The sequence below is a fragment of the Collinsella aerofaciens genome (genome assembly GCF_040910245.1).
Classification (GTDB): domain Bacteria; phylum Actinomycetota; class Coriobacteriia; order Coriobacteriales; family Coriobacteriaceae; genus Collinsella.
Genome location: NZ_JBDGAY010000001.1, coordinates 146,855 through 166,831 on the forward strand (window position 1 = coordinate 146,855; position 19,977 = coordinate 166,831).

A 19,977-nucleotide genomic window follows, 5' to 3' on the forward strand; every position below is an offset into this window, starting at 1 on the left:
AGAAGGGCCCGTAGATGGGTGAATTGAACGCAATGGGGACGGAAAAGGCTGCGGCGAGAACGAGCGTAGAGATCCATACGGCCCTGTCTCTTAGGATTAGTTTGAGAAGAAGTCGACAGTACATTTAGAAGCACCTACGTTCCTCAAAGAATCGTTAGATTAATGATGACAGACCGAATGAAGATGCGTGCGACGGGGGCGAGGCGAATGGCCGAGCGGTATCGATATGCGGGTTCAACGGTATTATATTGACCACATAGATTATTAACTTGCATTTCTACCCGCCTTCTTCGTAGAGTCGCCGATACGTGCTTAGCGCACCCTCGGCGCGTCCGGCAGGCTTTGCGAAATGGGATCCAGGAGACTTCGGCGCAGCATCATCTTGCGGAATGCTTCTAATGAGCCTCCCATCCTTCAAAAACAGAATCTCATCGCACAGCCTATCGACCGAATCCAAGATGTGGGATGACATGATGATGCACGTACCAGAATCGGCCAGCTTCCTGAGAATCTCGGAATGCAAGTCCACCCTGCTGGGGTCGAGCGCGTTCATGGGCTCATCTAATAGAAGGTACCGCGCACCCGTCGCATACGCAATCGCCAGGGTAAGCTGCTGCTTCATGCCCTGGCTCAGAGTGCGGATCCTCATCTTCGCGAACTCGCCTATCTGCGTTTGTTCCACTATCTCTTCGATATCGCGAGCATGCGGCCACATATCGCAAACCATCTTGAGGTGATCTTCCGCACGCAATCCGGGATACAGCAGCGTCCCCTCACCAGGTGCATAGAAGATCATAGAACGGACCTCTCTCGCACCCGTACCCTGCACCTCATCCAGAACGATGCTCCCGTCCACGCGAGGACCCGGCAAACCTGCCATCGCACGCAGCAACGTCGTCTTTCCATGCCCGTTCGGAGCGACGAGACCGTAGACCGTACCCGGGGCAAACTCAGCGTCCACCGAATCTACGAGCACCTTCTTTCCATAAGAGATCGTCAGCGTTTGAAGGCCAATCATCGAGATCATCCCCTTTCGATCTTTGGAACACCCAGGCGCACCATCAACGGAGATACGGCGCCCAAGACCACCAGCAGAGCGCCCGATGCGCCGACGACCTCTCCAAAAGGCATCGCGTTCGTCCCTCGCCCAAGAAACCCAATCGTCCCCACCTGGGAAGCGGGATCAAACGAGGCGAATGGAGCCAGCAGCGCGGCGCCCTTGCCCGCGCTTTCAACCTGAGCGCCCAACGAACCCAACACCAAAAGAACCGCGCAGACCGCTCCAGCGACAACGGGGTTGCGGCTAATCGCTGCTGCCAACGCAGCGGCGACGGAAATCACGCCGTATGTCATGACCAGCAATGGAATGCTACGTAACACCGCCTCCTCCACCGTAGACGTTGTCGGAGCCCCCGCTCGAATGAGAGCGACGGGATACTCCGATCCACCCGCACCGTTCTTAATCAAGGACACAACCGCAGCGGGAACCATCGACACCAAAAGCAGCGCCAAGCCAAGCAGGAGAGACAGCGCAACAGCCGTCAGAAAACGCACATGCGCTGTTGCGGGGACTTGGAAAACCAGAAGGGAACGGCACCGCAGGTGGGTGCACGCAAGCGATGTGACAACCACGGGCAACAGCCAAAACAAGGAAGGAAGCGCTGCCTGGAGATAGGAAAGGAGGATTAATGGGGGCATCTTCGTACTTAACTCGTAAACCTTGGGGTCCGGCAAGCTCGCGATCGACTCGAGCAGAAGGGCGCGCGCCTCCACACGAGAAGGAGTCTCCGGCTCGATTCCGATCGATTGCAGGAGGGTCGCATCTGCCGCGCCCAGCTCGCCTCGAGCGCGCTCGTACGTCGCAAGGCTTCGAAACCCCTCCGCAGGCGTGGGCGCGTACACGAAACCCGAAAGAGCATTTCGCATGCCTTCCAGGGCCGCTTTGCCCTCGACGTCCATATTCGCAGCGTCCTGCTCTAGATACCGATCTATTGAACGGAGCTCCCCATCCCTATACCGAACAGCGGAAACGTCACCAGCGTCAGGAAACACCTCGACCAGAGCCGGGGCCAGCATCGCCGTCGACATTGCAATCGCGCATACGGCGAGGGCAGGAGAATGCAGGAGCAGCTTCCCCATCGTTCTTACGTATGCAACGGCGGAGGCACAAGCGCTCGAACGGGCTGTCGTTCTCGATGCGGTGAAGGAACCTCTCTCAAGACAAATCGGGGACATCGGGCGCGCGCAGCCGCTCTTTCCAGCAACGCAAAGCAGGCTAATTGCCAGCACCTCGATCCCGATTGCGCATACGAGGGTAATCGCGCCACGCTCGAAGCAAAGTCCAGGCAGATTCACTATCTGCGTTGTCGGGTACGGGCTATAGGCGCCGACGGTCAACTCAGTGTTCGCATACGTAAGGGGATTCAACAGGGCGAACTCACGTAAAGCGATGGATCTTCCGTAATACCCGGGAACCATCGTCGCCCCCATCAGGGCACATACGAACACGATTCCAAGCGTAGGGTTATTGGCAATCTTCACGGCAAGGTGAACGACGAGCGAGATGAACGCCGCCACCAAGAATTGCAAGATGGCCGTCTGTGCGAACACCAGCCAAGCCGGTTTGATAACCGGAGTCGCATATTGAACGTAGCCTATCGGATAGAACGGCGAGCCCGGGCCATTCTTCACAAGTGCGGCGATTATCCCTGGAAGATTGACGGCGAAGACGGCAAGCATCGCAAAAACACTCGCCCATACGCTCGATGCAACAAGCCTGCCCAGCTCACCCATCGGTGCCTGGATGATGAGTTTTTCGCGTTTGTTAAGACGCGCGGCAAGGAACGAGACGGCAACGGCCGTTGCGGCCCATAGCAAGTACTCCTTCGATCCGTCATAAAAGGAGTACGCTCCATCCGATACCTGCAGAAACGGAAGCAGAGGAGAGAGCGGCGCCAAGACAAGACGCCCCGCGGCAAGAGGGTACAGAAGCGCGGGCATGCTTGATGAAGAGGTATAGACGCCCTCCTCCCCCGCATTCACAAGCGCATCCGCATAGGATGCTGACAATTCCTGCTCAACACGGGTTATTCCCGACTCGAGGTATTCAACCCGTCCGTCGATGCCAGCCGCGCTCCTGAAGACGGGCAAAGCACAAAGAACCATCAACGCAACAACGGCAACACAGAGCGACCTGGAGGAGAGGAGCGACCTAAAGATTGCCTTCGAGATTTTGAGCATACGTATCACCAGCTCGTTTCAACACGATTCAACTCGATGCGCGGGGTTACGATTGCAGCTGCTTTGATTACTTGCCGGCAAAGTCAATTTAACATAAACTGTTAAAAAGTAACCTAAGTTTTTTAAATTCTTCGGAGGTTATTATGAGTTCCGACAATCGCACTCCCCGGCTTCATTCCTTCCGCATCGCATGTGCGATAGCCTCTGCGGCCCTTTGCGTCACCGCCATCGCACAAGTGGCGTTCTCCTTAAAGCCAGCAATCGAAGTGCTCGACAACCCTGTAATTGCAGACTCCCCCGCGTATCCAGCCCTTGCGATCTCGACATTGGCCCCTGCCGTCATCGGTATCGCTACGACCATCCTCAGCGCCGTTCTCGTGTGGACGATCAAGAGCGGAGACCCCTTCAAGAAAGGGTCTGCGACATGCTTGAAGGTGCTCGGCATTCTCTTCGTTGTTCAAGCTGCCACCAGCCTCTACGCCGGCTCACTCGAAACCTCCGTTTCGATGTTTGGCGGCGAGGGGGCCGTCGGCGCCCAAGAGATCGCTTCATCATTCGACTGGACCTCTCTGGTTCTCGGCATCGTCTTGTTCATGCTTTCCCAACTCTTCTTGTACGCTCGAGAGCTGTACCTCGACTCCGACGAAATTGCGTAAGGAAACGCCATGCCCGTAATTGTTCGCCTCGACAAGATCATGGCCGAGCGAAAGATTTCCTCGAACGAACTTGCCGAAAGGATTGGAACCACGCCCGTGAACCTGTCCCGTATTAAAAAAGGGCATATTCGCGGCATTCGCTTCAACACGCTCGAGCAGCTATGCCTCGCCCTTCGCTGTCAACCCGGAGACCTTCTCGAAGTCATGAGCGAAGAGGATGCCCAAAAGGAGTTCGGACTCGATTGGTCCGCCGAGGATTAGAGGGCGGTCGTGCTCGCCCTGCACACGGGTTGCGAATCGGCGAGGTCTGCGGCCTTCGGTGGTGCGATGTGGATTTCGAGACGGGCTTGATCTCGGTCAGGCGCTCGGTGGCGTACGCGAAGGGGATGGGCTCCTTCATCAAGGGCACCGAGACCCATGATTCCAGGGCCATACCCATCGACCCGGTCGGCCTTCTCCCCTTCCTGAAGGAGATTCACGAGATCAATCATGGGAAGTTGCGCTCGCGTGGCCTCGTCGGGTCGGTCGGAATTGGGGACTGCTACGTCCTGTCGGGGCCGGGCGCGACCTTCGCGACGACCAGCTATATCCGCAGGGCGTTCAAGACGTTCTCGAAGACCAACGGCCTCATGGGCACCAACGACGAGCTGATTACGTCCCACGGCCTTCGCCACACGTTCGCCACGCAGCGGATCCGCCAGGGCGGCGATATCAAGGCGCTCCAATCCATCCTCGGGCACAAGGACGCTATGGTGACGCTCAACGTCTACGCCGACATCGAGCCCATCTCCAAAATCCATAACATGCTGCGCGTCTCGCCGTGCCTTTGGCGCGGGTACCTCGGGCCGAGAGTCGATTCGGGTCCCATGTTCCAAGAGAGGATCCAGGAGTCCATCGAGACGCTCCAGGCGTTCGGCTGACTGCGGGAACGGCCTATCCGCTCAAAGTGTTCGGCTGAGATCGAAAATCAACCCAACACGAGCTGGACGGGCGCCAGACGGCTCTTCACCGTGTGACCTGCCCCCTCACGCTCATGTTGCAGACATGTAACGCCGCAGCGAGCGCGCCCTTTTTTGCGTCAGACAGGTACAATGATGAACACTGTACCGTAGCGGAGCGCCCGCGCGCGCCGCCAACACGCGAAAGGGTTTCCCATGGCCGAGATCTCGTCCTCCCGCATCGTCATCACCGTCCTTGGCAAGAACCGCCCCGGCATCGTCGCCGGCGTCACCCGTGTCCTGGGCGAGGCCAATGTCGACATCCGCGACATTACGCAGTCCATTATCGAGGATATCTTCACCATGACCATGCTGGCCGACACCGCCGAGTCCAAGCTCGACTTCGCCGAGCTGCAGAAGGCGCTGGCTGAGGCCGGCGAGCTTTCGGGCGTCAACGTGTCCATCCAGCGCGAGGACGTCTTTAACTTTATGTACCGCCTGTAGCGAACAAGCCGCCCGGGGCAGACGGGCGCTTCTGCGTCCAAGCGTACCGTCCCGACGTGGCATGGAGAGGAGCGCGCATGGCCTACGACGCCAAGAAAATCTACTACCGCTTCGATGACCATCTGAGCCGCCTGGTCCTGGACTATGAGGCCAGCCGCCAGATTGCGCCCGAAAGCGAAAATTTGTATTACGGCATGCCCACCGACCCTTATGACGAGGGCCTGTTTGTCGAGCACAATGTTAAGCGCGGTCTTCGCAATGCCGACGGATCGGGCGTGGTCGCGGGCCTCACCCGCATCTCGGACGTGCACGGCTACAACAAGGTCGACGGCCGGGTCGTGCCCGACAAGGGCCGACTCACGCTGCGCGGTTACAGCATCGAGGACCTCGTCAACAATGCCCAGGCAGAGGACCGCTATGGCTACGAAGAGGTCGCCTACCTGCTCATTACGGGCTCGCTGCCCAGCAAGGATGAGCTCGACGGCTTTTGCGGACGCCTGGGCGCGTTTAGGCACCTGAGCGACGAGTACGTCAAGGAATTCCCGATGACCACGGTGTCGTCGAGCATCATGAACGTGCTTCAGCGCGCCGTGCTGCTGCTCTATGCCTTCGACGCCGAGCCCGACGTGATCACCCCCGAGCACGAGATCGATGTTGCCATCTCCATGCTCGCCCGTCTGCCCCGTATTGCCGCCTTCGCGCACATGGCTTCGGTCGCCAAGCGTCGCGGCTCCGAGGTGCATGTACCGCACCCCACGCCCGGCTTGTCCACGGCCGAGACCATTTTGAAGGTGCTGCGCGGCGGCATGGCGTTTACCCGCGACGAGGCGATGCTGCTCGACGTGATGCTTATGCTCCATGCCGAGCACGGCGGCGGCAACAACTCCACGTTCGCCTGCCGCGTGCTGTCCTCCTCGGCCACCGACCCGTATTCCGCCTACGCCGCGGCCATCGGCTCGCTCAAGGGCCCGCGCCACGGCGGCGCCAACGCCAAGGTCGTATCCATGCACGAGGACATCCGTGCGCATGTCTCCAATTGGGAGGACGAGGACGAGGTCGCAGCCTACCTGGGCAAGATTCTCGACAAGCAGGCCTTCGACGGCACGGGTCTCATCTACGGTATGGGCCACGCCGTCTACACGCTGAGCGACCCGCGCGCCGAGGTGTGCCGTCATTACGCGCGCACGCTTGCCGCCAAGAAGGACCTCGGCGATGAGTTCGCGCTCATCGAGCGCATCGAGCGCCTGGCACCGCAGGTGATGCGCGACCACGGCATGACCAAGCCTATCTGCGCCAACATCGACCTGTACACAGGCTTTATCTACAAGATGCTCGGTGTGCCCGAGACGCTCTTTACGCCGCTATTCGCCGTCGCCCGCATGGCCGGCTGGTCGGCACACCGCATGGAAGAGCTCTTCTGTGCGCATCGCATCATCCGCCCGGCATACCGTCCGGTGATCGAGCCGCTGGAGTACAAGCCGCTCGCCGACCGCTAGGACGCGGACCGTTATAGAACTCGAGCGTGGCCAGGGTATCACCGCCCTCGGCCACGCTTTTTATGCCAGCAGAAAGGGCTGCATCGAATGATTGTTTTTTCCGATATGGATGGAACGCTGTTGACGAGCGACAAGCAGATGAGCGACGCCACCTGGGCGATGCTCGACGAGCTTGCACATCGCGACATTGAGTTTGTGCCCTGCACGGGGCGTCCGCTGTCGGGCGTGTTTGAGCCCATCCTCGCTCACCCCGCCGTACACTACGCGGTCTGCGCCAATGGTGCCAGCGTCTGGCAGCTCGACGAGGATGTGCCTGCCGATGCCTCACGCGCCACGTGCATCTTGAGCCGACCGCTCGACCGCGCCATCGCTCACCGCGTCCATAGCATTGCCGCCGGCCATGACGTCACCTTCGATATCTTCGCGGACGGGCAGTGCTTCCTCCCCCGCTCGCTCTACACGCGCCTGGACGAATTCTGCGGCGGCGACCCCCACATCGCGGCTTCGCTCAAGCGCACACGAACACCGATCGACATGGATATCGACAGCAAGATCGACGAGGTCGAGACACTCGAACGCATCGCCATGTACTGGCACGACCCGGCCGATCGCGACGCCATCGCGGCGGAGCTCGACGCGCTCGGAGGCATTGAGGTCACGCGTTCGTACGCCATGAATATCGAGGTCATGGGCGAGGGAGCCACCAAGGGAACGGCCCTCACGTGGCTATGCGAGCACCTGGGCGAGCCCCTTGCCGGCGCCTGGGCCTTCGGCGACAACATCAACGACATTCCCATGCTGCAGGCAGCAGGCCACGGCATGGCCATGATCAACGGCGAGCCCGAGGACCGCGACGCCGCCGACGCCATCACCGAGTTCGACAACGACCACGACGGCGTCGCCCGCACCATCATGGCCGCCCTCGCCTAGTCATCGGGGACGTTCTTAAACGACTGGTCGTTGGGGACAGTCTTTGCCACAAGCAACAAGGAGTGTCCCCAGCTGCCGGCAGAAAAGGAACGTCCCCAGGTGTCGGACTAGGATATGCTCTCCAGCACGTGACGGAGCTCCTGCTGGACGGCGTGGTCGCGGTTACGACCCACCACGCAATCGGCCACCGCCTTGAGCGCGGAGCGCGCGTTTTCCATCGCGCAGCCCGTGCCGACAAAGCGAATGATCTCGTAGTCGTTCATCGAGTCGCCAAACGCCATAACTTCGTCGCGCCCAATGCCGTAATGCTCCGCGAGCTGTGCGATGCCCGAGGCCTTCGACACACCGGGCTGCATGGCATCGATCCACGCGTTGCCCGAAGGCGCAAAGGTAAAGAGCTGGCCGAGCTCGCGCTGCAGTACGTAGGCGCTGTCCATAACGGCACCGTCATCGCAAAAGATACTCGCCTTGATGATATTTACGCTGGGATCAGGCAGCTCCCAAATGCGCTCGGCATTGGGAAGGTCCTTATCGACCTCGCGCACGAACTTGCTCTCGTCATCGAGCAAAAAGGACTTGGTTCGGTCAAAGAGCGCAAGATGCAGATTGGGAAACGTCGCGACGGCCTGGGCGAGCTTTCGAATCGCCAGGTGCGAATACACCTCACGGTCTACCATCTTGCCGTCGGCGTAGACCTGGGCACCGTTAGCTGCGACAAAGTCCATCTTGTCGCGAACGGGCGCAAAGAACTCGCACAGGCGATCGTAACGGCGGCCTGACGATGCGGCAAAATGCACACCGCGCTCACGTAGCGCCAGAATCAATTCGTACGTCTCGGGCGGCACTTGACCATTCTCGTCAAGCAGCGTGCCGTCCATATCGGATGCAATCAATTTGATCATAGAAAAGCTCCCTTCGGGCTTGATGAAATCAGGTGTGTATCCAAATTCACCGTACCCAAAGGAAGCTCAAATAAGACCCCGCAGGCAAAAACGTTACAAGGGCCTAGCATATGCTTCACATGCACCAGGCAGTGCGCGTCCGCAGCACTCGACAAGCCAAAGGGTGTCCCCAACAACTAGTCGCTTAGGAACACCCAATGACTAGTCGGCGTAGGTAAAGGTGGTGACGTCGAACATGCCCTCGGGGCGAATGCGGAGCGTCGGGATGACCGGCAGCGGCAGGAAGATAATGCCCATGATGGGGTCGAGCGGCGGCTCGATGCCCATGGCACGCGCCTTGACCATAAAGTCGTCGTGCTGCGCGGCAACGTCCTCGGCCGTGCCTTCGCTCATAAGGCCACCGAGCGCCAGCGGAATGCGCGCCACGACCTCACCATCGCGTACCAGCACGTGACCGCCCTGGCCTACAGCCTCGACGGCAGCCATCATATCGGCGGCGTTGTCGCCCACCACGCACACGTTGTGCGAGTCATGACCGATCGTGGAGGCAATGGCGCCGCCGGTGATGGTGAAGCCGCGCACCCAGCCGCGACCGATATGCTTGCCGACCAGGCCCAGTCCAGCGGGGCCGTCGCCGTCGGCGCCCTCGGCCTGCAGCGACACGCCGCGGCCGTGGCGCTCAATCAACATAATGCGGCGCAAGTCCTCGTCGGTCTCGGGGCGAGCCATACCCGTGATGGCCTTACCCGGCGCCACGTCAATCACGGCCTCGCCTGGCCTAAAGGCATAGTCGAACACGTCGAGCGAAAGCTTCGGCAGCTTAACGGAGGCGCGCAGCTCATCGGCAAGGGCCGCAACCTCGGCCATCTCGGGTGCGATCTTGCCCACAAAGGTGCCGTCCTGCGCGACGAGCACACCGGCGGCATATACGCGATGCGGAGCCGTGGCAAACGTCAAGTCATTGAGCACCAGCAGGTCGGCACGCTTGCCCGGGGCAATCGCACCGCGCAGCTCGTGCGGGTCGCGGCAACCGTGGTCCAGGCCAAACGCCTCGGCCGTGGAGAGGGACGCCATAGAGATAGCGACCACGGGGTCGATACCGGCCTCAATCGCCACGCGGCAGGCATTGTCGATCATGCCGGTCGCAAGCGCATCGGAAGGGGCACGGTCGTCGGTCGCAAAGCAGCAGCGGCGGGCACGCGCGGGATTCTCCAGCAGCATCGGCGACAGGTTGGCCAGGTCATGGCTGCACGTGCCTTCGCGCAGCATCACATACATGCCGCGAGATAGCTTGTCGAGTGCCTCCTCGGGAATCGTCGACTCATGGTCGGCGATAATGCCAGCCGCGGCATAGGCGTTGAGGTCCTTGCCGGCAACGAGCGGGGCGTGACCGTCAACCTGTTTGGACGGCGTCTGGTTGGCAGCGTCGATACGAGCGCAGGTCTCGGGATCGGCCATAAAGACGCCCGGCAGGTTCATCATTTCGCCCAGACCAAAGACATCACCCGGATATTCGGCAAAAAACGCCTGCATATCGGCAGCAGTGATGACGGCACCAGCCTGCTCGTCGGGCAGTGCGGGCACGCACGAGGGCATCATGTACTTGATGGAAATAGGAGCACGACGACCGTCCTCGATCATAAAGCGCAGGCCGTCCAAGCCGGAAACATTGGCGATCTCGTGGCTGTCGGCAATAGCGGTAGTGGTACCGCGCGTCGCCGCCATGCGCGCATACTCGGCAGGGCGGATGTTCGAAGACTCGATATGCAAGTGTCCGTCAATAAAACCGGGGGCAAGATAGCGGCCCTGGCAATCGATGACCTCGGCAGCCTCATACGTACCGGCGGCATCGTCGCGACCATCGTAGAGCACACCGACGATCACGCCATCCTTGATGGCAACGCTACCGGGCGCTACGCGCTGGCCGTACACATCGACGATCTGCGCGTTGGCAAACAGCGTGTCGACGGGCACACGACCCTCGGCGGCCTCGATCACAGACCTCACGACCTCAACGGACATACATACTCCTTTAACCGTAGAAAACGCTGCGGGGCGGACAAACCTTCACCGCAGCAAGCCAATAGCAATTGTATGCCCAAAAGGAGGCCGCCGATAACGCCCCTTCCGCTTAACGGCACCGCCAAATGATCCCTTGGGGACGGAGGAAAAAAGTTGCGGTGGAATAGTTCCTACCTGGGCGCCCGTATGGCATTTTTAGGAACTATTTCACCGCAACTCAAAAGGCCGCAGTCGGGAGTTCCGGCTGCGGCCCTATTGCACATGTTAGGTTGACCTACTTGCTAGACCAGCTTAAAGCCCTTGCGCTTGCCCACGGAGAGGGTGTCGCCCAGCTTGAGGGCGCTGGGGTCGATGTTGTAGCTCTTGGGAGCCACGGCCTTGCCGTTAATCTTGACACCACCGCCGTCGATATCGCGACGGGCCTGGCCGGCGCTCGCCGAAAGACCCAGGTCCTTGAGCAGGCCGGCGAGGTAGATCTGGCCCTCGTCGTTGACAGTCAGCTCAACGTGCTTCTCGGGGAAGTCGGCGAGCTGGCCCTCCTTGAACACGCGATCGAACTCGGCCTGAGCCTCGTCGCCGGCACCGGCGCCGTGGTAGGTGTCGCACAGGTCGCGGCCCAGAGCACGCTTGAGCTCATAGGGATCGGCAGAGCCGTCGGCCAGAGCAGCGTCGATCTTGTCGACCTCGGCCGGGGTGAGCGAACTGGCCAGGCGATAGTACTTGCCAATCATCTCGTCGGGGATGGACATGGTCTTGCCGAACATATCCTTGGGAGCGTCGGTCAGGCCGATGTAGTTGCCGTAGGACTTGGACATCTTGCGCACGCCATCGGTACCCTCGAGCAGCGGCATGGTGAGCGCGATCTGGGGCTCCATGCCCATCTTCTCCATGAGCTCACGGCCGGCGAGCAGGTTGAAGAGCTGGTCGGTGCCGCCCATCTCCACGTCGGCCTTGATCTGCACGGAGTCGAAAGCCTGCATCACGGGATACAGGAACTCATGCAGGGCGATCGGCGTCTGAGACTGGTAGCGCTTGGTAAAGTCATCGCGCTCAAGAATACGGGCGACGGTGAACTTGGAGCACACCTGCAGCAGTCCGGCAAGGTCCATCGACAAGATCCAGTCACCGTTGTGCACGATGGTGGTCTTCTCGGGATCCAGGATCTTCATGGCCTGGCTCACGTAGGTCTCGGCATTGGCCTCGATCTGCTCCTGCGAAAGCTGAGGACGGGTGGAGTTCTTGCCCGAAGGGTCGCCAATCAGCGCGGTACCGTTGCCGATGATGAGGGTGACGTTGTGGCCCAGGTCCTGGAACTGACGCATCTTACGCAGCGGCACGGCGTGGCCCAAGTGCAGGTCGGGGCTGGTGGGGTCGACGCCAAGCTTGATGTTGAGGGGCTCGCCCTTCTCAAGCTTCTTGCGAAGGTCGGCCTCGGGGACGATCTGTGCGGCGCCCGAGGTGATGATACGCATTTGCTCGTCAACAGACAGCATTGGGTATCCTCCTTTTGCTATAGCACCCTCGCCGAAAACGGCGGTGCTGGAAGTCCATAAACTCTCATATGATAACAAACTGACGCGACGCGGCACCTACGACAGGAAAATCCTCGTCCTGCCGCATGCGTCGATGGCAACTGGCAGACGTGTACCGTCACGCTCGACCAGATAGCGCACCTGCCGACGACGCAAGCAGTCGCGGCAACGGACCTGCCCCGTCGCATCGGTGGCGCAGACGCCCTCGGCGGTCAACAGACAGTGCTCGCACACCATAAGCCCGGGACGGTTGGCGTCGACCGGACCCAAGACGCCGGGGCAAGCGGCAAGCTCGGCAACGCGCTCCGCGTCGTCGGCGACGAGCTCGGCAACGCGCTCCGCGTCGTCGGCGACAAGCTCGACAGGCAAATACACACGGCCCGCACCGAGCCCGCGTAGCCAGGCAAGCGTAACCCGGTTCGCGCAAAACACCGGTGCCGCAACGTCAAACGCCACGCCCAGCTCACGCGCCATCGCCACCTGTCCCAGATTACGGCAGACGACGCGCCCGGCACGCCGCATAAGCGAGCGGGTACGCGAGGCATCGGCTGCGCGACAGACCTCGTCGAGCACCACGGTCGCATCGGACAGATCGCGCTCGCCACACGGGTCGGCATCCATCAGCTGCCAGGCAAAGACCATGCGAACGGAAGCCCCCTTTTCCGTCGGCTCCGTCAACGCCGCCTCGGGCACGTCGCCAACAGTCACGGCGCCCTCAGAGGGCAGCATCTCAACGGCTCGTGCAACGGGTACGACCGCGTCCGCCTCGACTCGCATGTGCTCCAGTACGTCGGCCGTCTGCTCCAACACGCCGGCGCTGCGAATCAGGTACACCTCGCATCCCGCATCCACCTTACGCTTGCAGTGCACGACAACGCGCTCCCCCGCTGCCGCGTCCACCGGGCAGGGCACCTGGGGCCAGCGCTTGGGCACATCGGGGCGTGCATCGGCACCCGGATAGAACCGGATCTCGAGCGTGTCGCCCGCCGCCACGGCGGCATCGAGCTCGACGGTCACCTCTTCGTGACCCACCGTCACCAAGTGGCCCACGCGCACGCCCTGGTTAATCGCACGCTCAAAGCTCATGAGCTCAGCACCCGATCGCCCCCGCAGATATGCATCGGTAAACCCGCGGTTGAACGACCTGCCCAACTCGCGCTCGAGCACCGACACGGCAGCGGCATCCCACGCGCCATCGCGCAGCATATCGAGTGCACGACGCCACACCCGCACCACGTTGAACACGTAGTCGGGGTTTTTCATGCGCCCCTCGATCTTGAGCGACGCCACCCCGGCCCCAACAAGCTCGGGCAGGTGTGCAATGCCCAGATAGTCGCGCGGGCACAGCAGACGATCGCCCTCCACAGAAACGACGCTCTCCCCCGTCTCATCCACCAGGTCGTACGCCAAGCGACACGGCTGCGTACAGTCGCCGCGCATCGCCGATCGTCCACGCCGCAGGGCAGAGAACTCACAGGCGCCCGAATATCCAATGCAAATCGCGCCGTGGCAGAACACCTCGATAGGCACGCCGGTAGCACACAGAGCGGCAATCTCGTCGACCGCCAGCTCGCGGGCGGTCGTCACGCGCTCGACCCCGAGCTCGTCGGCAGCCAGGCGCACGGCGCCTTCGCTATGGACGCCCGCCTGCGTGGACAGGTGAATCTCGACCCCGGGAATCGCCGCGCGCAGTGCGCAGGCCAGACCGGCATCCGCCACGATCAAGGCATCGGCACCCAACTCATGCGCGTGCGCCCCCAGCGCCACCGCGTCGGCCAACTCGTCATCGAACACAAACACGTTGAGCGTCACGTATACACGCACGCCGTGCGCATGCGCCACGACGCAGCCGCGCAAAAACTCGTCGTCGGTAAAGCCGTGTGCGCTCACGCGGGCGTTAAACCCGCCCAGGCCCGCATAGACGGCATCGGCGCCCGCCGCAATCGCCGCGAGCATCTGATCGAGTCCCCCGGCAGGCGCCAGCAGCTCGGGCAGCGCCGCCTCGGCAGCCCCCGGCTCGTTATCGCATTGTCCGCTCGGCTCCATCGTCCGAATCGCCATCGGCAAACTCCTTACCAACAAGGTATGCATTCACTCTGAAAAATGCCGTCATCCAGCATACACGAGGCCTCGCGCGCCTCGTTTGGTTTATCGTGTAATAACTTATGTCCATCCTGCCCCAGCGGCGCACCCGCCGCCCGGCACGACATACCTGGAGGTCAATATATGGGTCCTCGCCAACGACAGGGACGCAGTCGTTCCAAGACGCATGCCCTGCCCATGATTCTGCTCTCGTTCTTGGGCTTTTTGCTCATCGCGGGCGTAGCGTTTGGCATCGGCATGATCGGCAACGTCAACCGTTGGCTGTCCGATCTGCCCGACTATACCGACGCCAACGCCTATCTGGTGAGTGAACCCACCGAGATCGTCGATTGCAACGGCAACAAGATCGCGAGCTTCTACACGCAAAACCGCAAGTCCGTCACCAAGGACCAGGTCTCTCCGTACGTGCTGCAGGGCACCGTCGACGTCGAGGACGAGCGCTTCTACGAGCACGGCGGTATCGACCTGTGGGGTATCGCGCGTGCCGCCGTGGCAACCGTCTCCGGTGGACACGAGGGTGCATCGACCATCACCCAGCAGCTGGTACGCAACACCATCCTGCAGGAGGAGCAGTTCGATTCGACCATCGAGCGTAAGGTGCGCGAGGCCTATATCGCCATCAAGATGGAGGAGATGTACTCCAAGGACGAGATCCTCATGATGTACCTCAACACCATCTATTACGGCCACGGTGCCTACGGCATCGAGGCCGCAGCCGAGACGTATCTGTCCAAGAGCGCCGCCGACCTCACCCTGAGCGAGGCCGCGCTGCTCATCGGCCTTCCCAACTCGCCTTCGCAGTACGACCCCACGGTCAATCCCGATCTGGCACTGTCTCGCCGCAACAAGGTTCTCGACAACATGCTGCGCCTGGGCCACATCACCCAGGAGGAGCACGACGCCGCGCAGGCAGAGCCCATCACCCTCAACGTAACCGAGATTTCGGGCAGCGGCGTCGACGTGTATTCGCAGCCCTACTTTGTCGCCTATGTTAAGCAGCTGCTGGAGCAGGAGTTCTCCACCGACGTGCTGTTTAAGGGCGGCCTAACTGTCAAGACCACCATCGACCCCACGATGCAGCAGACTGCCGAGGAGGCCGTGCGTGCCCAGCTCGACACGCTTTCGCTCGACGGCCTGGACATGGGCATGGTCGTCGTCGACCCCAAGACCGGCTACATCAAGTGCATGGTGGGCGGCTACGACTATAACGCCGACGAGAACCACGTGAACCACGCCACGGCCAAGCGTCCTGTGGGCTCCACGTTTAAGGCCTTTACGCTGGCCACTGCCATCCAAAACGGCATGAACCCCAACGTCACCCTCAACTGCAACTCGCCGCTCAAGGCCAAGGGCACCACGACCGAGGTGCAAAACTACGCCAACCAAAGCTACGGCACCATCACGCTCAAGCAGGCGACGGCATACTCCTCCAACACCGGCTATATCCAGGTTGCAGAGGCTATCGGCAATAACAAGATCATGTCGCTCGTCAAAAAGCTCGGCATCGATCCTTCTAAGGACAATATCGAGGACGTTCCCGTCATGACGCTCGGCACCGGCTCCATCTCGCCGCTCGAGATGGCCGCGGCCTATGCCACGTTTGCCAACGGCGGTTACTATCGCCAGCCGATCGCCATCACCGAGATTGATTCGCGAACCGGCTCGGAACTGTACCAGCACACCGATAACCCCACACAGGTGCTCTCCACCGGCGAGGCCGCGGCAGTGACCGACGTCCTGACCGGCGTCATGCAGGGCAGCGGCACGGGTGCCGCCGGCGCTCTGAGCGTGAACCAGCCCTATGCCGGCAAGACAGGTACCACCGACAACACCACCAACCTGTGGTTCTGCGGCTACACCCCGCAGCTGGCATGCGCCCTGTGGACCGGCTACTCCGCAGGTGAGATTCCCATCCAAAAGTACGGCACGGACCTGCTGGGCGACAGCACTAACCTGCCCGTCTTTAAGAAGTTCATGAACACCGTCCTTGCCGACACCAGCCGCGAGGAGTTCCCGACGGGCACTGCCCCCACGTACAAGAACAACAACGTCTGGAAGTTCTACGGCACCAGCAACACCAAGAAATCGTATAGCGACACCGAGGACAAAGACGAGGAAGAGACCACGACTACGACAACCACGACTACGACCACGACCACCGAGACCACGGGCGGCAACACCACGGGTGGCACCGGAACGACCGGCGACTCGACCGGCGGCGACGGTAGCGGTGGCGAAGGCGGCGGCGAGGGCGGTTCCCCCACTCCAACGCCTACGCCCACGCCCGATCCCTCTACGGGTCAGTAGGCATCCAACCATAGCCAATCAAACGCGCCCGAGCAGATCAAATGCTGCTCGGGCGCCTTTTTGTCACGAGAAACCTCGCACGCGCCTCAACACGATACGGCAATAAAAAAGGGCGCCGACCATCGTCGACGCCCCCTTACAAGGCTCTGTAGCCGCCTGCACGACGCGGTTCTCGCCTACTTACGAGAGTTGCTCAGCTTGTTGATGAGGGCCTCCAGGCGCTCGCCGTCCTCGGCGGTCTGGGCGATAACCAAGATGGTGTCATTACCGGCGAGCGAGCCCAGCACATCGGGCAGCTCGGCGGCATCGACCGCAGCGGCAATGCCCGAAGCGGTACCGGGCTGGGCCTTGATCATAACCAGGTTGTCGGTGCGCAGAACGCCCGTTACCAGTTCGGAAAGCATACGCTGCAGGTGCAAGTCCTCGGCTAGGACGTAAATACCCTCGGGAAGCTTACGAAGCCCCATATCCGCGATATCGCGCGAAACGGTTGCCTGTGTGCAATCGAAACCCATAGCGCGAAGCTCGTCCACCAGCACACGCTGCGTGCGAACATCCTTGTTGCGCACGATATCTCTGATGGCATCCTGGCGCCCATTGCGTTTTTTAGCCATACAAAACCTCACTCCATAGATGGCGGAGACAATCAATCAGTGATTGAATAGTTTAGCGCTATTTGATGGTATTTGTGAATAAGAACGCATTTCGAAACAATTCCATGCAAGATTGTTTCGAACATAGCCGTCTTAAGCAGTTTTGACGCCCGTCCGGTTAAAAAAAGCTGCCAGGTGCGTATACATCACGCAACGCGCAGGCTTGGCACTGGCAATCGGTCCAAACAACAGGCCGAGTCCACGATGGTTATCCTTGAGTGCCGCGGCCATCTGACGAGTTCGAGATGCTTCGAGCATATCACGCATTCGAGCGGAACGCTCAATTGAAGAAACCCCATGCGGGCTCAAGCACAAATTTTCGATGCAGGCGACCAGCCCGGCGAAGTAAAACATATGGCTCGCAACCTTTAGCTGCGTGCCATCGCTCACCTCTGCAAGCGAATCAGTAAGCTCGTCGAGCGCCCGGGCGTCATCGGTAAGCTTGGCAAACAATGTGGGGTCAAAAGCATCTGTAAGCTGTGGCGCTACCGCATGGAAACAAGCGCCACCGCACCCGGATATGCGTTGCGCCTGCGAAAGGGCGCATGTCATAAACCCAATCGAGCGAAGCGCACGGCCGCGCGACAAACACGTCTCGAACAACGAGCGGCTGTACATCACACCGGAAGTCTGGGCAATCAGGCCGCCGGAAATCATCTGAGACAGACCAGCCGCCAAAGAAGCACGGTCATCGATCGCAAGAGAGCTGGCATCCAGCACGCGCGAATGGCGCTCACGATGAGCGTCATAGCGGTCGAGCGATGCTGTGGGAATCACCATGTCTGCCGCAGCATCGCACGCAACATCGACCATCTTGGAAAGGGACTGTGGGGCAAACCACTCGTCGGCGTTCATGGCAACAATCTGCAATCCACGCGAGGCGGCAAAACCAGCCTTGAGACATGCTCCGTGCGCCGAATCCTCGACGTCAATCAAATCGATGTGAATATCCCTGCCGGCGGCAACTTCGAGCGAATGGTGCACGCCCGGCGCAACGTCGCGACAAACCACGACAATTTGCAGGTCATAGAGGTCTTGGTTCTGGACGCTCTCGAGCGCGCGCATCGCATAGCTGGGCGAACCCTCGACAATAAGGATCACCGAAAGTCGCGGATGCGAACCACGTCGAACCAAGTTTTCCGTCCTCTCGACAGCGCCAAATCAAACCGTCGTTCATGGTACACCCGAGCTATAAAAGCAACGAGCCGCCTAACATGTTGCACGCCAAGAACAGATGTTGCACACGCGCAGCTCACACATAGTATGAGCCAGGCACGGACGCGCCGAGCACTCCCCTAGTCGAGCACGACAAGCTCGGCGGGGCCGTAATCCACACCCATAAACGTAAGGCCGCAGGCAGGCGCCGTGGGACCCGCAGCGGTACGGTCGCAGGCATCAATGACCTCGCGCATCCACTCGGGATCGCGGCGATGCATGCCAATCTCCACGAGCGTGCCCACAATAGTACGCACCATCGAATGCAAAAACGCGTTGCCCTCGATAGTGAAGGTCAGGATATCCTCGCCAAAAGCGACCTCGTGGCCAAACTCGGCACGCATCACGCAACGGTGCGTGGGCTTGCCCACGGCAGACGCCACCTTGCAAAAGCTCTTAAAGTCCTGCTCGCCCAAGAGCGCAGGGCACGCGGCAGCCATAGCATCGACATCCAAGGGGTAGCGATGCCACCACACCGCACCGCGCGAGAGCACGGGGCGTGCATCGCGATCGGCAATGCGGTACGTATACGTACGCGACCGCGCGTCAAAGCGCGCAGAAAAGCCCTTACGGGCCTTGTAGACCTCGTTTATGGCGATATCTTTAGGCAGGAGGGCATCCATAGCCCTCAGCCATCTACGGCGCGTACACGCCAGCTCAGCGTCCGTTACGGGCACGCTAATATACTGCGCTACCGCATGCACGCCGGCATCGGTACGCCCCGCACACGTCAGATCGATTGGGCGGCGCAGCAGCGTCTCGATAGCGCGGCGCAACTCGCCCGCAACGGTCGTCTGACCCGGCTGCTCGGCAAATCCGCTATAGGACGAGCCATCGTAAGCCACGCGGAAAACGAGTGTGGCATCGAGCTCTAGAATCGAATTGAAATCAGACGGCGCGGTCATGGGCGCTCCCAACAAACAATAAACGGTATCGCGACAAAAAAAGAGGGGTACGCGAACGTACCCCTCGAATATAGCCTATGCAGACGGATTGTCTACTCAGCGGTCTCCTTAGCAGGAGCCTCCTCGACAGCCTCGACCTTCTTGGGAGCAGCGGCCTTCTTGGGGGCCGGAGCAGCCTTCTTGGCCTTAGGCGTGCAAGGCTCAGTGACGAGCTCCATGATAACGATAGGAGCGTTGTCGCCCTTACGGTTACCGAGCTTCATGATGCGGGTGTAACCGCCGTTGCGGTCCTGCCACATACCCTGAGCAGCCTTGTCGAAAATCTCGGCAACGAGCTGCTTATCGCCGAGCTTGGCGATGGCCAGACGACGAGAGTGCAGGTCGCCCTTCTTGGCCCAGGTGATGATCGGATCGACGACCGAACGCAGCGCCTTAGCGCGGGTCTCGGTGGTCTTGATGCGGTCGTTCTCGAAGAGGGCCTTGGCCAGGCTCTTCTTCATGGCCTTGGTGTGGCTCGCATCGGTGCCGAGCTTCAGGCCCTTCTTAACGTTGTGACGCATGGTCTAGTTTCTCC

Annotated in this window: 17 protein-coding genes; 7 read left to right on the forward strand and 10 right to left on the reverse strand. The window is 60.6% G+C overall.

All coding sequences use genetic code 11. The features are described 5' to 3' along the window. Positions 1 to 277: 277 nt before the first annotated feature. Together AB5Z20_RS00605 and AB5Z20_RS00610 are read right to left on the reverse strand one after the other, a co-directional pair. Positions 278 to 1,027 (reverse strand): ABC transporter ATP-binding protein, encoded by a 750-nt coding sequence (locus tag AB5Z20_RS00605; protein WP_368155831.1) that lies wholly within the window; start codon positions 1,025 to 1,027, stop codon positions 278 to 280. Then, positions 1,024 to 3,249 carry a hypothetical protein gene (locus tag AB5Z20_RS00610; RefSeq protein WP_368155833.1) on the reverse strand — a complete coding sequence of 742 codons (2,226 nt, stop codon included), beginning with the start codon at positions 3,247 to 3,249 and terminating at the stop codon, positions 1,024 to 1,026. The genes AB5Z20_RS00605 and AB5Z20_RS00610 overlap by 4 nt, the downstream gene beginning before the upstream one ends. Positions 3,250 to 3,383: 134 nt before the next feature. Here AB5Z20_RS00610 and AB5Z20_RS00615 point away from each other — a divergent pair, with 134 nt between their 5' ends. The 6 genes from AB5Z20_RS00615 (at position 3,384) to AB5Z20_RS00640 (ending at position 7,764) form a co-directional block, all read left to right on the forward strand. Then, positions 3,384 to 3,896 (forward strand): hypothetical protein, encoded by a 513-nt coding sequence (locus AB5Z20_RS00615; protein WP_368155835.1) that lies wholly within the window; start codon positions 3,384 to 3,386, stop codon positions 3,894 to 3,896. 9 nt (positions 3,897 to 3,905) lie between these two features. Next, a complete protein-coding gene (locus AB5Z20_RS00620) occupies positions 3,906 to 4,157 on the forward strand; it encodes a helix-turn-helix domain-containing protein (protein ID WP_368155836.1) in 252 nt (83 codons plus the stop codon). Continuing rightward, entirely contained in the window at positions 4,058 to 4,816 is a 759-nt protein-coding gene (locus tag AB5Z20_RS00625; protein ID WP_368155838.1) for a site-specific integrase, read from the forward strand. Before AB5Z20_RS00620 ends, AB5Z20_RS00625 begins: the two co-directional genes overlap by 100 nt. Positions 4,817 to 5,050: 234 nt before the next feature. Further along, complete coding sequence (locus AB5Z20_RS00630) at positions 5,051 to 5,338, forward strand: ACT domain-containing protein (protein ID WP_006235289.1); 288 nt, start codon at positions 5,051 to 5,053, stop codon at positions 5,336 to 5,338. A gap of 77 nt (positions 5,339 to 5,415) precedes the next feature. Further along, complete coding sequence (locus AB5Z20_RS00635; protein WP_368155840.1) at positions 5,416 to 6,834, forward strand: citrate synthase; 1,419 nt, start codon at positions 5,416 to 5,418, stop codon at positions 6,832 to 6,834. Positions 6,835 to 6,921: 87 nt separating this feature from the next. Continuing rightward, positions 6,922 to 7,764 carry a Cof-type HAD-IIB family hydrolase gene (locus AB5Z20_RS00640; protein ID WP_368155842.1) on the forward strand — a complete coding sequence of 281 codons (843 nt, stop codon included), beginning with the start codon at positions 6,922 to 6,924 and terminating at the stop codon, positions 7,762 to 7,764. Positions 7,765 to 7,871: 107 nt separating this feature from the next. Here AB5Z20_RS00640 and AB5Z20_RS00645 read toward each other — a convergent pair whose 3' ends face one another. From AB5Z20_RS00645 to AB5Z20_RS00660, 4 genes are all read right to left on the reverse strand, one after another. Then, complete coding sequence (locus AB5Z20_RS00645; protein ID WP_368155844.1) at positions 7,872 to 8,666, reverse strand: Cof-type HAD-IIB family hydrolase; 795 nt, start codon at positions 8,664 to 8,666, stop codon at positions 7,872 to 7,874. A 201-nt stretch (positions 8,667 to 8,867) separates the two neighbouring features. Further along, a complete protein-coding gene (locus tag AB5Z20_RS00650) occupies positions 8,868 to 10,688 on the reverse strand; it encodes an adenine deaminase (protein ID WP_368155845.1) in 1,821 nt (606 codons plus the stop codon). A gap of 281 nt (positions 10,689 to 10,969) precedes the next feature. Further along, on the reverse strand, positions 10,970 to 12,181 hold the full coding sequence (gene tyrS / locus AB5Z20_RS00655) for a tyrosine--tRNA ligase (RefSeq protein ID WP_035137437.1): 1,212 nt from the start codon (positions 12,179 to 12,181) through the stop codon (positions 10,970 to 10,972). Between the two features lie 96 nt (positions 12,182 to 12,277). After that, entirely contained in the window at positions 12,278 to 14,281 is a 2,004-nt protein-coding gene (locus AB5Z20_RS00660; RefSeq protein ID WP_368155847.1) for a U32 family peptidase, read from the reverse strand. Between the two features lie 165 nt (positions 14,282 to 14,446). On the opposite strand from AB5Z20_RS00660, the gene AB5Z20_RS00665 reads away from it, so the two are divergent. Then, positions 14,447 to 16,630: a transglycosylase domain-containing protein gene (locus AB5Z20_RS00665; protein ID WP_368155848.1), complete on the forward strand. Its 2,184-nt coding sequence runs from the start codon at positions 14,447 to 14,449 to the stop codon at positions 16,628 to 16,630. A 176-nt stretch (positions 16,631 to 16,806) separates the two neighbouring features. On the opposite strand, the gene AB5Z20_RS00670 is transcribed toward AB5Z20_RS00665, so the two are convergent. From AB5Z20_RS00670 to rplQ, 4 genes are all read right to left on the reverse strand, one after another. Continuing rightward, positions 16,807 to 17,244: an arginine repressor gene (locus tag AB5Z20_RS00670; protein WP_368155849.1), complete on the reverse strand. Its 438-nt coding sequence runs from the start codon at positions 17,242 to 17,244 to the stop codon at positions 16,807 to 16,809. Positions 17,245 to 17,376: 132 nt separating this feature from the next. Then, positions 17,377 to 18,417, reverse strand: a complete 1,041-nt coding sequence (locus AB5Z20_RS00675) for a glycosyltransferase family 2 protein (RefSeq protein ID WP_368155850.1) — start codon at positions 18,415 to 18,417, stop codon at positions 17,377 to 17,379. A gap of 161 nt (positions 18,418 to 18,578) precedes the next feature. Next, positions 18,579 to 19,403, reverse strand: a complete 825-nt coding sequence (gene truA / locus AB5Z20_RS00680) for a tRNA pseudouridine(38-40) synthase TruA (RefSeq protein ID WP_368155852.1) — start codon at positions 19,401 to 19,403, stop codon at positions 18,579 to 18,581. Between the two features lie 92 nt (positions 19,404 to 19,495). Continuing rightward, a complete protein-coding gene (gene rplQ / locus AB5Z20_RS00685) occupies positions 19,496 to 19,963 on the reverse strand; it encodes a 50S ribosomal protein L17 (protein ID WP_368155853.1) in 468 nt (155 codons plus the stop codon). Between the last annotated feature and the right edge of the window lie 14 nt (positions 19,964 to 19,977).

Bases quoted from the DNA above. Each gene is read 5' to 3' on its own strand.
- AB5Z20_RS00620 (WP_368155836.1), top strand. From the start codon at position 3,906: ATGCCCGTAATTGTTCGCCTCGACAAGATCATGGCCGAGCGAAAGATT.
- AB5Z20_RS00670 (WP_368155849.1), bottom strand. From the start codon at position 17,244: ATGGCTAAAAAACGCAATGGGCGCCAGGATGCCATCAGAGATATCGTG.
- tyrS (WP_035137437.1), bottom strand. From the start codon at position 12,181: ATGCTGTCTGTTGACGAGCAAATGCGTATCATCACCTCGGGCGCCGCA.
- AB5Z20_RS00665 (WP_368155848.1), top strand. From the start codon at position 14,447: ATGGGTCCTCGCCAACGACAGGGACGCAGTCGTTCCAAGACGCATGCC.
- AB5Z20_RS00630 (WP_006235289.1), top strand. From the start codon at position 5,051: ATGGCCGAGATCTCGTCCTCCCGCATCGTCATCACCGTCCTTGGCAAG.
- AB5Z20_RS00615 (WP_368155835.1), top strand. From the start codon at position 3,384: ATGAGTTCCGACAATCGCACTCCCCGGCTTCATTCCTTCCGCATCGCA.
- rplQ (WP_368155853.1), bottom strand. From the start codon at position 19,963: ATGCGTCACAACGTTAAGAAGGGCCTGAAGCTCGGCACCGATGCGAGC.
- AB5Z20_RS00660 (WP_368155847.1), bottom strand. From the start codon at position 14,281: ATGGCGATTCGGACGATGGAGCCGAGCGGACAATGCGATAACGAGCCG.
- AB5Z20_RS00605 (WP_368155831.1), bottom strand. From the start codon at position 1,027: ATGATCTCGATGATTGGCCTTCAAACGCTGACGATCTCTTATGGAAAG.
- AB5Z20_RS00640 (WP_368155842.1), top strand. From the start codon at position 6,922: ATGATTGTTTTTTCCGATATGGATGGAACGCTGTTGACGAGCGACAAG.
- AB5Z20_RS00625 (WP_368155838.1), top strand. From the start codon at position 4,058: ATGCCTCGCCCTTCGCTGTCAACCCGGAGACCTTCTCGAAGTCATGAG.
- truA (WP_368155852.1), bottom strand. From the start codon at position 19,403: ATGACCGCGCCGTCTGATTTCAATTCGATTCTAGAGCTCGATGCCACA.
- AB5Z20_RS00650 (WP_368155845.1), bottom strand. From the start codon at position 10,688: ATGTCCGTTGAGGTCGTGAGGTCTGTGATCGAGGCCGCCGAGGGTCGT.
- AB5Z20_RS00635 (WP_368155840.1), top strand. From the start codon at position 5,416: ATGGCCTACGACGCCAAGAAAATCTACTACCGCTTCGATGACCATCTG.
- AB5Z20_RS00645 (WP_368155844.1), bottom strand. From the start codon at position 8,666: ATGATCAAATTGATTGCATCCGATATGGACGGCACGCTGCTTGACGAG.